Annotated in this window: 15 protein-coding genes; 4 read left to right on the top strand and 11 right to left on the bottom strand. The window is 49.9% G+C overall.

From position 1 onward, the window contains the following. Positions 1–8 precede the first annotated feature (8 nt). The 6 genes from NZD89_RS00745 to NZD89_RS00720 form a co-directional block, all read right to left on the bottom strand. On the bottom strand, positions 9–1,517 hold the full coding sequence (locus NZD89_RS00745) for an alpha-glucosidase/alpha-galactosidase (RefSeq protein ID WP_268005977.1): 1,509 nt from the start codon (positions 1,515–1,517) through the stop codon (positions 9–11). Between the two features lie 132 nt (positions 1,518–1,649). Continuing rightward, on the bottom strand, positions 1,650–2,534 hold the full coding sequence (locus NZD89_RS00740; RefSeq protein ID WP_268005976.1) for a carbohydrate ABC transporter permease: 885 nt from the start codon (positions 2,532–2,534) through the stop codon (positions 1,650–1,652). A 68-nt stretch (positions 2,535–2,602) separates the two neighbouring features. Further along, a complete protein-coding gene (locus NZD89_RS00735; protein WP_268005975.1) occupies positions 2,603–3,964 on the bottom strand; it encodes an ABC transporter substrate-binding protein in 1,362 nt (453 codons plus the stop codon). A 90-nt stretch (positions 3,965–4,054) separates the two neighbouring features. Beyond that, entirely contained in the window at positions 4,055–4,996 is a 942-nt protein-coding gene (locus NZD89_RS00730; protein WP_268005974.1) for a carbohydrate ABC transporter permease, read from the bottom strand. A 19-nt stretch (positions 4,997–5,015) separates the two neighbouring features. Next, positions 5,016–5,630: a YesL family protein gene (locus NZD89_RS00725; RefSeq protein ID WP_268005973.1), complete on the bottom strand. Its 615-nt coding sequence runs from the start codon at positions 5,628–5,630 to the stop codon at positions 5,016–5,018. Positions 5,631–5,666: 36 nt separating this feature from the next. Then, positions 5,667–6,695 carry a LacI family DNA-binding transcriptional regulator gene (locus NZD89_RS00720; RefSeq protein WP_268005972.1) on the bottom strand — a complete coding sequence of 343 codons (1,029 nt, stop codon included), beginning with the start codon at positions 6,693–6,695 and terminating at the stop codon, positions 5,667–5,669. A 232-nt stretch (positions 6,696–6,927) separates the two neighbouring features. Between NZD89_RS00720 and NZD89_RS00715 the strand changes: the two genes are divergently transcribed. From NZD89_RS00715 to NZD89_RS00705, 3 genes are all read left to right on the top strand, one after another. Next, on the top strand, positions 6,928–8,175 hold the full coding sequence (locus tag NZD89_RS00715) for an MFS transporter (protein WP_268005971.1): 1,248 nt from the start codon (positions 6,928–6,930) through the stop codon (positions 8,173–8,175). A gap of 102 nt (positions 8,176–8,277) precedes the next feature. Further along, positions 8,278–9,159 (top strand): phytanoyl-CoA dioxygenase family protein, encoded by an 882-nt coding sequence (locus NZD89_RS00710; protein ID WP_268005970.1) that lies wholly within the window; start codon positions 8,278–8,280, stop codon positions 9,157–9,159. A gap of 90 nt (positions 9,160–9,249) precedes the next feature. Beyond that, positions 9,250–10,089 (top strand): AraC family transcriptional regulator, encoded by an 840-nt coding sequence (locus tag NZD89_RS00705; protein ID WP_268005969.1) that lies wholly within the window; start codon positions 9,250–9,252, stop codon positions 10,087–10,089. A gap of 138 nt (positions 10,090–10,227) precedes the next feature. Here NZD89_RS00705 and NZD89_RS00700 read toward each other — a convergent pair whose 3' ends face one another. The 5 genes from NZD89_RS00700 to larE form a co-directional block, all read right to left on the bottom strand. Then, entirely contained in the window at positions 10,228–10,491 is a 264-nt protein-coding gene (locus NZD89_RS00700; RefSeq protein ID WP_268005968.1) for an aspartyl-phosphate phosphatase Spo0E family protein, read from the bottom strand. Positions 10,492–10,698: 207 nt separating this feature from the next. Continuing rightward, complete coding sequence (locus NZD89_RS00695) at positions 10,699–10,860, bottom strand: hypothetical protein (RefSeq protein WP_268005967.1); 162 nt, start codon at positions 10,858–10,860, stop codon at positions 10,699–10,701. Between the two features lie 215 nt (positions 10,861–11,075). Then, the gene (larC, locus tag NZD89_RS00690; protein WP_268005966.1) at positions 11,076–12,350 is read right to left on the bottom strand and encodes a nickel pincer cofactor biosynthesis protein LarC; all 1,275 of its coding nucleotides are present in this window, start codon (positions 12,348–12,350) and stop codon (positions 11,076–11,078) included. Further along, entirely contained in the window at positions 12,347–13,099 is a 753-nt protein-coding gene (gene larB / locus NZD89_RS00685) for a nickel pincer cofactor biosynthesis protein LarB (protein WP_268005965.1), read from the bottom strand. The genes larC and larB overlap by 4 nt, the downstream gene beginning before the upstream one ends. 33 nt (positions 13,100–13,132) lie before the next feature. Then, entirely contained in the window at positions 13,133–13,963 is an 831-nt protein-coding gene (larE, locus tag NZD89_RS00680) for an ATP-dependent sacrificial sulfur transferase LarE (protein ID WP_268005964.1), read from the bottom strand. 462 nt (positions 13,964–14,425) lie between these two features. Here larE and NZD89_RS00675 point away from each other — a divergent pair, with 462 nt between their 5' ends. Then, positions 14,426–15,793, top strand: coding sequence for an MFS transporter (locus NZD89_RS00675; RefSeq protein WP_268005963.1), 1,368 nt, complete (start codon positions 14,426–14,428; stop codon positions 15,791–15,793). Positions 15,794–15,820: the final 27 nt, after the last annotated feature.

The raw sequence follows: 15,820 nt of genomic DNA, 5'->3' as shown, positions 1-15,820 counted from the left end.
CTTTAAGATTAATGCGTATTCAGTGCAGGACGCTCTTGCGCCTTGTCGGACTCGCCTGCATTTTTGTTTGCGGCTATCCGATCCGCCTGCATTTCTTCCACAGTTTTCACTCTTAGCCTAGCTGCCCCCTCGTACTGACGGGTAGGAAGCAACTGCCCAGAGCTCAATCGCCCTTTCGCCTTCTGAATTGCCCCACTGTACTGAGGAAGCCATTTCTCTTGGGCGACCAGCATTTCATCTACCATCTGCCAAATTTCTGGTGGATTACAGACTGCGCCTACGAGCGGATCCATCATCATCGCCTGTCGAAGTAACGTATCGTTCCCATGAACTGCCGCTTCGACCGCAAGCCGTTGAACGGAGATACTCGCATTGCAGACGGCTGCGCATCCGAGAGGTAGGTCGCCGACGTGCGGGATGCTAATCCCATTCCCATCAACATAACCAGGCGCCTCAATGATGGCATCGTCTGGCAAATTGGAGATGACGCCGTTATTTACGACGTTAAAGTGACCTCGATACACTCTGCCGGTCTCTAGACCCTCGATAATATACGATCCGTGTTCACGACCACGCGTCTCTTGCGAATAAACCATGGCTGGGTCGTTCATCCAATTCGGGAAGTCTGTCTCAAACCAATTACGCCCCTCGGTACATACCCGCAAGTACCCACCTGTCTCACCGTTGATCCAAGTACCTAGGTCAATCCAATCGCAGATTTCCTCCGGCCGTTTACGATACCATGGAACGTACTCGCTCAAATGTCCGTTGGACTCCGTGCTGTAATAGCCAAAACGCCTCAGCATGTCGATGCGGACCTTTTCGGTCTGACTGAACTCCGGATGATTCTCGAATGCCTCCAACAGCTTTCCGGTAAGGTCCTCTCCGTTGTGCTTAATTTGGATATACCAAGTTTGGTGGTTAATGCCCGCACAAATGATGTCCACTTCGTTCTGCGGCAAGCCAAGTGCCTTGGCAATTTGTTCGTGGCCGCCTTGTACGCCGTGGCAGAGGCCAATCGTCTTTACCCCGCCATACTTGTTGCAAGCCCACGTCATCATCGCCATGGGGTTGGCGTAATTGAGCATCAAGCACCCTGGTTCCGCGACCTCCTGGATGTCTTTACATATCTGCAGCATCTCGGCGATGCCCCGTTGACCGTACATGATTCCGCCAGCACACAAGGTGTCACCCACACACTGGTCAACGCCATATTTGAGAGGAATATCGACGTCCAACTGGAATGCCTCAAGTCCGCCAATCCGAACCACTACGAATACGTACCGAGCGTCTTTCAGTGCCTCTCGCCGATCCGTTGTGGAAGAAATTTCTATGTCTAATCCGTTTTCACGAATATCCCGTTGGCAGAGTTGTGTCACCATATCGAGATTGTGCGGATTGATGTCCGTAAAGGCCACTTCAATGTCATGAAACTCTGGAACGGACAACAGGTCTCGTAACAAACCTCTCGTAAAGCCGATACTGCCAGCACCGATGAACGCAATTTTAAACGACATGCGAAAACCATCCTCTCGTAAACTTCTCTTCTCTAGGAAACCGGTGCTATATTACTGCAATCACTTGTGAATGATACTTTCATTTATGGAGGACCGAGCAATCACATCCTTTCCCGAGAAATATTCTCAAGCTCAACCCTTGAGTCCAGTGATAGCGATTCCCTCAATGAACGTCCTTTGCGTGAGGAAGAACAAAATAATTAAGGGCAGCGTGGCAACCGTGGAAGCGGCCATCAATAGTCCCCACTGTGTACCGTAAGAACTCACATATTGCTGAAGCCCTAGCGAAATGGTATACAGCGAAGAATTGTTCAAGTAGATAATGGGGCCCAAGAAATCGTTCCAGCAATACATGAACTGGAACAGCGCTACGGTGGCCAACGCTGGCTTCGCTAAAGGCAGAATGATTTTGTAAAATATTTTGAACTCACTCGCCCCATCCATGTAGGCAGCCTCAGAAAGTGATTTAGGGATGGTCATAAAGAATTGTCTCAGCAAAAATATCTGAAAGGCATTCCCAAAAAACGATGGGATGATCAGTGGCTTGAACGACCCTACCCAACCGATGTTCTTAAATAGAATAAACAGCGGAATCATCGTCACCTGAAACGGAAGCATCATTGTGGCTAGCATGAGAAAGAACAGAAAACCTCGCTCTGGCCATTCAATGCGTGCAAATCCATATGCTACGACACTGCATGACAACACGGTCCCAATCACGGTGGCTACACAATAGTAAAGTGTATTTAAGATATAGTGAAAAAATGGTTCAAACTTCATCGAACTCGGGTAGTTCGCCCAGTCGAACGGATGCGGTATCCAAACAGGCGGCCATGACATCTGCTCGAAACTAGGTTTTATCGAAGTAGAAATCATCCAGAACAGTGGGAAAACAAACCCAATCCCTAGTAAGATGAGAACCGCATGTTTCGTGAAACTGGCTAAGTGCCGTTTCACCTTTGGCTTGCGGGTGACAGGTTGACTACCTAATTGGATAGTCCCGGGTTGTGTACTCATTGAGCTATCCTCCTAACTTTCAATTCGAAGTTCCGGCTGCCCCAAAAGGAGCAACCGTCCTCAACTCACTACTTGGCATCGTTTTGGAGTTCTTGGTTTGCTTGGTTCTGCAAGTCCGACAAAGCTTGCGTTACACTCTTCTTGCCCTGTAACACATAGTCCTCAGCATTGGTAAGCTGTGTTTCATACAACATCGCTGCAGGTGTGACAGGGTCTGTGGTCGACTTCGGGCTATTGAGGACATTCACAAATTGTTTGCGCACCGGGTCTTGTGAAAGCCACTTCTGATACGCAGGTTGCTTGGTAATCTCAGGCGAGTTCGGAACCCATCCACCCGTTGGGTAAGCTTCTGCAGCCCATGCGGCATTTTCGTAGCCAGCCAGCCAGGAGATGAATTCAAAAGCCTGCTCTGGATGTTTCGAGCCCGACGGAATCATATTGTAGTTTCCGTTGATCCACGTAGAGTTCGCGTTCCCTCCTGGTCCCACCGGGAGGGGCTCCACACCGTAACTTAAGCTTGGGTCATCCGCCTGAATTTGACCCATCTCCCACATGCCCGAAATCGTAAATCCTTCCTTACCAATATCGAATGCATCTGTCGAGCCGCCTCCAGCAGAATCCAATCCGCTTGTAAATGCGCTGACTTGTGAGTAGGGGTATTTCTTAAACTGAGCAATATACGACATATCATTTTCGGCCTTCGTGTTTAACAAATTGTATTTCCCGTTCGTGAACAGGTCGCTACCGCTTAGGCCGAAGGCCGGCATTAAATGTTCGAAGTTTCCACTAGGGTAGAATCCCATCTGTGTCACGACGCCGCCGTTGCCAAACTTCCATTCCTTATTCTGGACCGTGAACAGTTGTGCGAGAGTCGTTGGCGGATCGTTAGGATTGAGTCCAGCCTGCTTCATCATCGTCTTGTTGTAATACAAAGCGTACGTGTTTTCGGTCCACGGCATCGCATAAAGCTTGCCATTGTAGGTTCCAAACTGGGTCACCGAAGGATAGAACCAATTTTTTAACCCAGCGTATTTGCCGGTCATAAACTGATCTAGGTTCATCACCGCACCTTTTGCGGCAAATTCACCAATGGAAGCGTTCCACTCGGTGAAGACATCTGGTGGATCCCCAGCTGCAATGGCCGTGAGTAGCTTCTGGTCCCCACTTGCTGAGGGAACTGCAAGCATATTTACATGGATGTTTGGATGGGTGGCATTGAATTGGTCGACCATCTTTTGTACGACTTGCTCCCATTTTCCTGACCACATATTCCAGTATGTGAGTTGCACAACCCCGCCGCTGGAACTCGAGGTGTCTTTCGAGCCCGAACTAGAGGTCGATGCCGTTCCACATCCTTGCACGACTGTGCTAGCACCAACCACAACTACAGACAACAACCCCGTACTCAATTTCCACGTTTTCATAGCCATGCTTCAGTAACCCCCTAAAATTCGTATGTGCTTCAACTGTGCCTGGCACAGTGGTCGCCAAGTTCATGTCGAATCTCCGTGCTCACACGATTATTGTTCTGAGCCGTAGTAAACCCATTTGGAAGAGCCTCTGTAGACCAGTACAGTGACAACGAGAATCAGAACGAACAGCAACCAGGCCATTGCTGAGGCATAGCCGAGATGCAAGTACTGGAACGCCTGTTGGTACAAGTAGAGTGCGAAGAACATCGAAGCGTTGTCTGGTCCACCTTGCGTCATGACGTATGCTTGTGTGAAGAATTGGAATGATCCGATTAGTCCCATAATTACGTTGAATAAAATGACTGGGCTAATCATCGGAATCGTAATTTTGATAGACCTTTGCCAAGCGTTGGCCCCCTCAATGATGGCCGCTTCGTATAGATCCTTGGAGACCCCTTGTAACCCGGCCAGGTAAATCACAACGGTCTGACCAACACCCCAGAGACTCATCAGAATCAACGACGGTTTTACCCAATGAACCGAATAGAGCCATCCAGGAGCCGGGAGCCCAACCGCACGCAGCAACGCATCGAGGAACCCGAAAGAGGGATTAAACAACCAAATCCAAAGCACGGAAGATGCCACAAACGGGACAATCGCCGGCAAATAAAACACAGTGCGATAGATGGTTAGTCCTCGAACGTTCATATTCAGCAACAAGGCAATACCTAGAGCTACAATCGTAGAGAGTGGTACCGAGAAGATGGTGTAATACAACGTATTGTAGAGAGAGTGCCAGAATAGCGGGTCATGCATCAAATTGGAATAATTTTTCAGACCAATCCACTGTGGTGAGGAGATAATGTCGTAGTTTGTAAAACTGTAATACAACGATGCTAGAAACGGAAATAGCGCGAAGGCCAAAAATCCAATGACCCATGGAGATATAAACAACCAGCCCGTAATCCGATTTCTCCGCAATCTTGCACGGTTTACCTGAATCCGCTTTCTTGGCCTCTTTAAAGCCATCGCTTCATTTGAGTAACTCACCAAACCACCTACTCTTCAGTCAGATTGTGGGTACCTCTTTCTGGCGCAACCGGAGACATCTCAAGGTGATGTAGCAGTTCAACCATGCCGCAGCGGGCACAAGACCAATCACGATGGCAACTTTCGACGTCACGATGGCCACAATCACCATTGCCCAAGCCAGGAAAACGGTTACAACAGACAAAAAGAAGTTTTTGATACCCGTGAAAAACGCCAATCGTGCCAGGTCCCAGAATGAGAGGCGGACAGAGACTAACAGTGGACCCAGGTGCATGACAGCCGATATAAAGACGATGGTAAAACCAATACAGACGCTCAACATCATCAGCGCAACATCACTATGGTTTTTTGCGTAATACGCCAACTCCCAATACAGGATGAACGCGATGCACAAGGTCGGTATCCCCACGATGTAGCTGCTTTTCAGGTATCGTTTCCAGCTAGAAAAATAGGGTCCGATGACTACCTCCTCGCCCTCTATCCAACTGCGCACTGTGGAAAACAATGCCGCAGTGCTAGGAGGAATCGTAACAATTGGCAAGGAGCAGATAATCCACAGCGCATTGAGTAAAAACAGGTTCGCAATGATGGTTCCTGCTCTACTCCACACTCCGACAATACGGCCCTTCCACACTTGCTCTCCCTCCTTTCACTCGTAAATCTGACACTATCAACCTAATACACCTGCTCTTTCGCTGCGAACTTCTGAACAAGTCCCGCGTACAACCAATTGAGTGGAAACCGTCAAGGTGACTGGGATATCTCTACCGTTCAGTCGGTCGCGCAACAGTTTCGCAGCCAACTTTCCCATTGTCTCCGTGTGAACTTTTATAGTGGTCAAAGGAGGGCTAATAAATTGAGCCATCTCTATATCATTAAACCCAACAATGGATACGTCATCTGGAATAGACATCCCCACCTCGTTAAGTGCTTTCATTGCACCGATAGCCAACAAATCACTGGCGATAAAAAATGCAGTCGGCATCGCTTTGGATTGAATAGCCTGTTTCATCATTTCGTAACCATCGTTGACCATCCACCCGTCGGCAACGTAGATGTTAGTAGGGCGTAGGAGTTCCCGCTCCTGCATGAAACTCTCAAAGGCATGTACACGCTCATTCGCTCTCTCGACAATTTGGGTCCCACCGATGAAGCCGATTTCACGATGCCCCAAACCAAACAAGTAATTCAAAGCTTCACGCGTGGCCTTCGTATAATCAATGATGACGGAGTCGTATTTGTCGATAGTAGCTTGGCAATCAATAAACACCACGTTTTGTGTTGAAGCATAGACATCCGGGCCAAATGCGGCATCTTCACCAATGACAATCAAGCCATCTAGTTGGTTGATGTCTATAAAGGAGTCATTGCGATAGTACATCCGGATGCCTTGGGAGGAGCCCAACCCTAGGTTTGTCAACTCCCGTTCCACTCCCGAACGGATGGAGAGAAAAAACTGGTCCCAGTGCTCAACGACCTGTTTATCCCAAAACTGCACAACCCCAATACTTTTCGCAATGTGCTGCGCTTGGTTGATTTGACGCCTTCTACTCGTACGGTAATTCAGTCGGTTAGCGATTTTTAAAATGCGTGACCTGGTTTCATTTGCCACCGAAAAGGTTTGATCCCCACTTAAAACCCGGGAGACCGTAGATTCGGAGGTATTTGCCTCGCGTGCAATATCTTTAAGAGTGGCCAATTGCTACCCTCCCTTCAATTCTTGATTGATATCATTCTAATATTGAGTAAATATTGCGTCAATGTTTTTTCTTTTGTGGAGCGAGAGAAATCAGGTTGGTCAAATTCGTATTTTAGCAAGCAAAATAGTCTGAATTTCGAGATCGACAAATAACATTTTCATGCGATAATCCTGTTAAATACTTAGAAAATATTTAGTAATCTGATATTTGTTTGATAAGGGGCTTGTCACAGTGGACCACAACCGAATGAATTATGTGCTGATTTTTATCGATCCCTCCCTTTTCACCATTGCAATGACGTTTCTGTCGATTAACGCGGTCATCACGTATTTTTTGTCAGGGCTTGGCGCCACCACATTTGAAATCGGTCTAGCCAACGCATTGGTGTCGATTGGCGCTGTTGTCTCGCAACCGATGTTTGTCAACAAGGTACTCAATCTTCCGTACAAATTAAAGGCGTTTACACGCCTGCTCTACACTCAACGCTTTTTTCTTCTAGCCTTTATATTCAGTATTCCAGTACTCGCAAAGCACCACGCTCACGCCATGGTAGATCTCTTCCTCGTCTGCTGGGGGGTATTTAACTTTTTCGTCGGCTCATATAGCACGTTCTATATGACGCTGTTTGCCAAGATGATTTCAGAACAACAACGAGGAAGGCTGCGCGGATTCAGCATTGCCATCGGCAATCTACTGGCGCTCGGCGCTTCGTATGTAACGGGTCTGTTTCTGAGAAAAATTGCATTTCCCTACAATTACACCATCATTTTTGCAATCGGTGCTGTTTTTCTATTGCTGGATGCGACAGCCTTTGCATTCATGAAGGAAATACCGGATCAAGTTTCAGAGGTAAAGCTCAACTACATCCAGTACTTCCGACGCATTCCTGCGGCGCTGCGCGAGAACGCAAAGTTTAAGCAAATTGTTCTTGGCAGCTCCTTCATGGTCATCTCGCAAGTGAGCCTGGCATACTACGCTTTATACGCCATCCGGTCATATCACGCACGCGCGGAGGACATCGCTCTGTTCACGGCGATGACGGGCATCGTCAACATCGTTGGAAACATCGTGTTTGGTCTGCTCGGTGACAGATACGGTCACTCGGCGGTGCTGATTCTCTCCGCAGTCTTTGGAGGGGTGGCTGGCTTTCTCGTGATCGGACTTCATTACTTGTGGGTCGTCTATGTTGCATTTAGCCTCACCAATCTATGCTTAAGCGGCTATAGCTTGAGTAACGGGCTGTTGATGATTGAAAGCGTCCCACGCGAACGGTTGCCGATGTGTATCAGTATTAACACCGTAGTCACGCTCATTGTGTCATCTGTTTGTACAATTGCTGGAAGCATTTTTATTGAACACGTGTCGTTTACAGCGATGTTCGCCGTCACGGGTGTTGCGGGTGGTATTGCATGGGTGGTTTATCATCGCTTTCGATTGGTGCACCCTTCGTCTCCACCATCGATTACAAATGTACAATGATGTTTGAGCGATTTGAGTAAATGATCGAACGATTTCTCTAAAGACAGCAAATTGGTTCGGAGATACACTAAGGCCACTCAGGAAATTGAAGGAGGAGCCACGATGAGAGTTCAAATTGGCCAACGGGAACTGGATATGGGAAGCCGTTATCTCACGGAGTTACGAGACGCAAATGACCTCTTGGGCGACGTCAATGCCTTGCGAAACCGGTTACAAGAGGATGGTTACTTGCTCATTCGAGGCTTTCACGACCGAGAGGCGGTCCTACGCGCCCGCCGCGAGGTGCTAGAACGACTCTATGAACAGGGGAAACTGGATTCTAGTTATCCGTTGGAAGAGGGCATCATCGGCCCCGACAACAAAGGCTTTATGAGTCAAGGCCTCAACTTGGAGATGCCGCGTCTCTTGGATGTGGTTAACTCCCCCCGCGTGATGGGCTTCTTTGACGAATTCCTGGGTGGACCCTCCCTCACCTATGACGTCAAATGGCTTCGGGGTGTACCACAAAACGAGTTCTCGGGTGCCCACTACGACATCGTGTACATGGGCCGTGGCACCAAGAATGTATATACGACTTGGACGCCAATTGGTGATGTGTCCTACGAAATGGGAGGTCTTGCACTCTGCCTAGGCTCGCAGCACTTTGACAAGATTAAAGAGACATACGGTCAAATGGACGTCGATCGCGACAATGTCGTTGGTTGGTTCTCAAACGATCCAATCGAAGTTGTCGATAAATTCGGCGGTCAATGGGCTACCACAGAGTTTCAAGCTGGTGACGCCATCATTTTCGGGATGTATATCATGCACGGGTCGGTGACCAACACGTCCAATCGCTACCGTATTAGCGTGGACACCAGATATCAGTTGGCCTCTGAGCCTGTCGACGAACGGTGGTATGGAGAGAAACCGAAAATGCACTACGCTTGGAGCAAAGGGAAAACCGTGAGCATGGAAGAGGCTCGCCAAAAGTGGGGCGTCTGAAAAAGACCCGCTCCGTGCCTGTGGTGATGACTGACGACCCATTGCAGTGATTCCACAATATTTTGCTGCCGCTAGTGGAGGTGTCAAGAATTGAACGTTCGCGTTCGGACCGGATTGGCATCAGAAGCAGGTGACTGGGACATGGGGTTCCACCATCATGACGACTACGAAGTGTCAGCAGTCTTCCATGGAACCGGGATGTTCCAATGTCAGGGGACTACCATCCCTCTATCCCCGGGTAGCCTGGTGCTAATCCCACCGAACGTTCCACATCGCTACTGGGCCACCGCCCCCATCCGCTTTGGAATCATCCAGGCCGGTCCTCTGTCCCAGCGGTTGGTTGACGAGTTTTATCGTCTGACCAAGCGCCATGAGTCAAATGTATTAAGGCTGTCTCGACATGACATCGCGCTGTACGAATCAATGTTCCAAAATTGGCTATATGTCGCCTCGCGAGTGAACCGGAACAATCAAGCCATGCTTGAGACCTGGCTGCAGTTGTTCTTTGTCTTTCTCGCCGACCAATCGAAATCCCAGGACGTGCCCATCACGATGGAAGACGCTGCAGAATACATTCGTTCTCACTTATCCGAGGAACTTCGTATGGCCGATCTCGCTACGAGGTTAGGCATGGCCGAGTCTACGTTTCGCAGATTGTTCAAGACCTACTATCAGATGTCTCCGAAGCAATATCAGCAAAAGTGTCGGTTGGAAGAGGCGAAGTGGTTGTTGAGATCGACGAAAGAGTCCATGTCACAGATTGCAGAGACGATCGGATTTGCGTCCCTTCACTCATTTAGCGCCTGGTTTCAACGCGTAGAGAACGCCGCACCGACGGAGTGGCGAACGTTACAACAGTCAGGCGTTGTCTCGCACTGTGCACAGCCAGAGGAGGAGCACTTGCTGGACGCCCACGTTGTAGACCGGTGAGGGCGTGCTCGTTGCGTCATCAATGTTCTCGATCGTTCATCCACGTGGATTTCGGTGGTTTTATAGAAAAGGTTACAGGGGCCTCCCTCATTCCATCACGGTATGACGGGGCAGGATGTCGATCTAAGCATCCCGCGTTCAGCGCAGGGCCGTTGACATCTGTTGAAAAATAACCTGTTTCATTGGATATTTGTAAGTAGTCCAAAGTGGGCGAGCCCGACGTTTGTGCTTCGCCATTTCAGCTCGATATTCGTCGAAACGTTTCGCTTGAATTTTCGCGATTAACACGTCTAACCGCTGACTCATCTCGACAACATCCGGGTGTGTCAGACTCCCTTTTTCTTCGGCTAGACGAATCATGCTCTCACGCAACTCATCCACTGTGTCTACACCTAGTGCCACGACGATAGGCGCCCCTTACCCATAGTTTTGTGTCGACGGTCGACACCAAGATAAGATATCACATGAATCATGTCGAAGGCTGTCATATCGCGCAGAATCTAAATTGTTCACATTGTATGCGCATTCTATCCCTAAAACCTGTACATTCTCCCTTAAAACTCACATTCCAAATACTGTGTTCCGAATACATTGACCACATGGCGTTCGTCATTCCGTCTCCGAAACAGACTCACCGTGTTCATCGCAAATTCCCATAGGAAAGTCTACGCCGTCTACACGTACAAATCCCGTTTTGAATATCTGTACCATTTGCTCTCTATCCTTAAAACAAGAACATTTAATACAGTACGCCACTTCCAGCTTGTCCAAGCTCGTACGCCTCCTGAACAGTAACACAAAAAACCAAATAAACACCGCTAGGGCGGTATTCATTTGGTTGCATGTCTAGCTCACCATGATGATGTCTAACTCATTTCAACCTATTCACTTACTTGGTGAAGACGATTCTAACACAAAAACCTCCCCTTTGCACCCTATGTCGCCCCGTCAGGTTGGAAGTGAAGTAACAAATGGTGATGTCAGACCTATAAAGGGGTTAATCTGCCTTTCAGCGCGTAAAACGCCGCTATCGCTGACTGGTAGACCTGCTTCAAAGGGACGTCGTGTCGCTCGGCAAGCTGCCTACAGTCCTCGTACTCAGGGGCGATGTTACACAATTCGCCCGCCTGATAGGCCACTTTTACATGAACGAGGCCAAACGGAGTCGTGACTTCCTCGAACTCCCGCTCGAGCACCGCTCTGACCATCTCGTGGACGCGGACTCCGATCGTTGTCGTCTCTGATTGAATGAGTTGAATGAAGCGGTCCCTGTCATAGGGGTGACACAAAACGTTGAACTGTAAGGCTGGTCTGCCTTTCTTCATGACAACCGGCGTCCACCAGGCGTCGAGCGCCCCACATTGCAATAGCTTGTTCGCGGCATACGCTGCCCACTCTGGCGTCATATCGTCCACGTTGGCTTCCAGTGCGCAAATACGCTCGAGCTCGGTCGGCTCGACAACCAGATGACGGGGCTCTTTCGTCCCCAGTTGAATTCTAAGTACGTTCGCTATCTGAAGGTCCTTTGTCCCCGCCCCGTATCCAATCTTCTCGGTTACCATGTCCTCTATTCGCCCTGGCCTACACAGGGCACGGATGATGGCGGCACCAGTAGGTGTTACGGTTTCTCCCCAATTTCCCGAGGAGTGCGTGGTAAATCCGGTTAAGAGCTCTGCCGTCGCGGGCGCGGGGACGGGCATCAAGCCGTGTTCGCACCATACCGTCCCGCCACCGATTTCGATACTGGAGACGTAACATTCGGGCATGCCCGCCAAGTACCACCCGAGCATGGAACCAACAATGTCAACGATGGCGTCGACGGCGCCAACCTCGTGAAAGTGGACCTGATCAATTGGCAATCCGTGAATCTTGCCTTCCGCTTGCGCAAGCATTTGAAACGCCTCTTTGCTCTTGTGCAAGACGGGCTCCGGCAGTTGACTTTGATCTAATAGATTGTATATATCCGGCAAATGACGATGATGGTGTTCATGATGGTGTTCATGATGGTGTTCATGATGGTGTTCATGATGGTGACCATGGTGATGAGGACCCTGCTCGTCCGCCTCGAGAATCACGTCGACCTTCCTTGAGCGGATTCCATTCTTGTACACCGTTCGCTGAGATAGACGGTATTCGGTGACGCTCAATTTCTGTAAGAGGTTCATCCATTCCATCTCATCGATACCCAAGTCCAACCAAGCTCCAAGAAACATGTCCCCGCTCGCACCAGATGAGCACTCAATATATGCCACACGATTCATGCCGATATCCCCATTCGATTGATCATTCCCGCCAAGTAACCCGCACCGAATCCGTTGTCGATATTCACGACGCCAACCCCGGATGAGCAGGAATTTAACATCGACAACAGCGGAGTGACACCGGCGAAGTTCGTCCCGTACCCAACGCTTGTGGGCACCGCAATCACCGGCTGATGGACCAATCCTGCCACGACGCTGACGAGTGCGCCTTCCATCCCAGCGACAACCACCAGAACCCGGGATTTATACAGCGTGTCCAAATGTGCAAATAAGCGATGGATCCCCGCGACACCGACGTCGGTGATCCGCGTGACATCCGCCCCCATCAGTTCGGCCGTGATGGCGGCCTCCTCGGCTACAGGCAGGTCTGAGGTCCCAGCGCAGACAACCGCTACGTTCCCAGTCGGGGATGAGATGCCTCGCTTTAAGAAGACCGTTCTCGATAGAGGATCGTATTGCATACTAGGTGCACTCTCTTTCACAAGCTCGAACACCCGCTCGTTGGCGCGCGTCCCCAACACCGGTCCTTGCCCGTGGGCGGCCAGTCGCGCGAGGATCGCTGCCGACTGTGCAGGTGTCTTCCCTTCGCAATACACCACTTCCGGAAAGCCCTGCCGAACACTGCGGTGGTGATCTAATTGTGCAAACCCGAGGTCTTCCACATCCAAATGACGCAGGGATTCTACTCCCTCGTCTACACTCATTCGGTGATGATGCACGGCCTCAAGTATCTCTCGGTAGTCTTTCATTTGAACGGCAGCTCCTTCCCCACTCAAGTCCGGTTAGCTCGATTGCACCGACGGATTCGCTTCCAAGGCTTCATTCAAACTGCCCGTTCGATAACCCTCGAGGTCGAGCGTCACATATCGGTATCCGATTTGAACCAACTTCGTCGTGACAAGCTCTGCAACGCTGGCGACATTCACAATGTCTTGTCGAGGCACCTCGATGCGCGCCGTGTCGTTGTGATGCCGCACACGAACTTGACGGAACCCCAGTTGCGACAAGAAGAATTCCGCCTGATCGACCATCGACAGCTTGGACTGAGTAATCAACTCACCATAGGGGATACGTGAGGACAAGCATGCCAAAGACGGCTTATCCCACGTCGATAGGCCCAGTTCTTTCGATAGATAACGTATTTCACGCTTATAGAGCATCACATCCTGCAACGGGGCGATGACCCCTCTGTCCTTCGCGGCTTGTAAACCGGGGCGATAGTCTCCAAAGTCGTCCGCAATCGCACCGAACACGACACAGTTCAGCCCGTCTTGGTGCGCGATGGGGATAAGGTGTGAGAACAGTTCATTCTTGCAAAAATAGCACCGATTCACCGGATTCTCTGCGTAACCTGGTATATTCAGTTCACTGGTCTGTAAAACGACGTGCTTGGCACCTAGTTCTCTCGCCAGCTCAATCGCGGCTTCGCGCTCGCGTTCCGGGTACGTCTCGGAGTCGGCTGTCACGGCAAGGACATTTTCTCTCCCGAGCGCCGTTAATGCGGCCTGTAACAGGAACGTGCTGTCTACTCCCCCTGAAAATGCTAGCACCACAGATTTTAAATCCTGCAGTCTCGCAATGAGCTGGTCATACTTATCCCACGCCTCTTGCAAGTAGGACTCCCCCTTTTACCTCTATTGCAAATGGACGACAACATTCACGCTCGCGTTCGAAGTAGATTCACCGTGTCCCCCTAGCACAACAGTCATAAGTGAATTCGTACCTTTATCCTTAAGGTATTACGCGATAGCGGGAATTATCTTATCAATCTGGACAATCGCCCCATCTCCTTTCCAAACTTCGACCTGGCGAGCGGTATCAACCCCTCAAACCGGTTGAAAATTGGATCCCTATCCAAATTCCCAACATTCTCTCTGCGCCCCTGGATGAATTTTTAAATACGTCATGTTCGGTTAATTTCCGCAATATAACTTTTAGCAACACACGCGGTCCGTAAGTTACGAAAGTACTTAGCGGATTTGAGGAGGTCTGAACATGAGTTAGGGCGTTGCAAAGCCTGATCACCGCACCGTGGTCGGGCGGTGAAAGCGTGTACAAAGGAAGGATGGTGAGGTATGCAAGGATCACCTGTGTCAAATGCAAAAATGTCCGAAGCTATCGAGTACCTAGTGGGCAAATACAGTCCAAGCGGGAACAAAGTGGGCTGGCTCATGATCGCTTCCATCTTTATCGAGGCGTGGGATCTCTACTCTATTTCATTTGTTCTAATTTTTTTAAAGAGCATCTATCACCCATCCGCCCTGGTGCTAGGGCTAGCAGCGGGTGCGACGCAAGGCGGAGCTTTAATCGGAGCTTTAGCTGGCGGCTGGTTGACGGACAAAATTGGACGGCGTGCTGTCTTCTTAGGCACGATGGTAATGTTCTTCATTTTTGGGGTGGCACAGGCTTTTGCACCCAACATGGCCGTACTCGTCATCATTCGGTTCATCGTCGGCATTCCACTAGGTACCGATATCGCCAACGGCTATACGTACATCATGGAGTTTATGCAACGCGGCAAGCGTGAGGTGATGGGCAACCGTTGGCAATTCATGTTCGCCGTAGGAGAAGTCGTGTCGATTGCGATGGTCTTGCTCTTTTTGGTGCTCGGAATGTCGCACAGCACACTCTGGAGGCTCATTTTAGGGTTATCGGGCGTGCCAGCCATCGTCCTGTTCTTCCTCCGATACAATTTGCCGGAAACCGCTATCTGGCTCATTCAACGCGGTAAGTTTCATCAAGCAAAAGAGATATCTCAAAAAATGTATGGCGATTCTCTCGAGATGCTACCCGACGTGGACTATGATATCCCCAGCCCAAAATTGAGAGAATTTCTAAAGGATATCCACCGAGATAAAGTTCGCTGGCGGGCGACACTCTTTGGTTGGGTCGCAGGATTTATGCAAAATGGCGAATTTGCGACGTTTGCATTCTATCTACCGATTCTGTTTGTCATGGTGCACGTCTCCGGGCTTGTCCAAACGGACTTGCTGACGTTGGCCGTGTATATCGTCGCGCTGATCTCCGGCTGGGTAGGGCCTATCATCACGCCGAAAATTGGTCAACGCAGACTCAGTATCATCGGGTTTTCGATTGTTCTCGGGTCGCTGATTCTGGCTGCTGTGGCCATCTATACTGGGGCTGTCCTCCTGTTGCCGTTTGCTGCAGGCGCGATGCTCTGGGGTCACTACTGGGACGCGGAGAATACCATGACCATTCCGTCCATGGTCGCACCCGCTAGATATCGAGGTACGGCTAGTGGATTTGCGTATATGTTCGTGAAGTTGTCTGGTTTCTTAAGTATTTTCTTCTTCCCTTCCTTTTTCAGTGCCATCGGGACGGGGAACGCAACGCTGTTTACGGCCATCTTCCCACTGCTCGGTCTGCTCAGTGCCATCTTCATTCTTCCGGAAGTCTACGGATACGTGGGCAAAGAAGATTAATAGACCAGCAGCTCCAACCGCAATGCG

This window comes from Alicyclobacillus fastidiosus, from assembly GCF_026651875.1.
Lineage (GTDB): Bacteria > Bacillota > Bacilli > Alicyclobacillales > Alicyclobacillaceae > Alicyclobacillus > Alicyclobacillus fastidiosus.
Note: the sequence above shows the minus strand (reverse complement) of the source record. Positions and strands in the feature narration are given on the sequence as shown.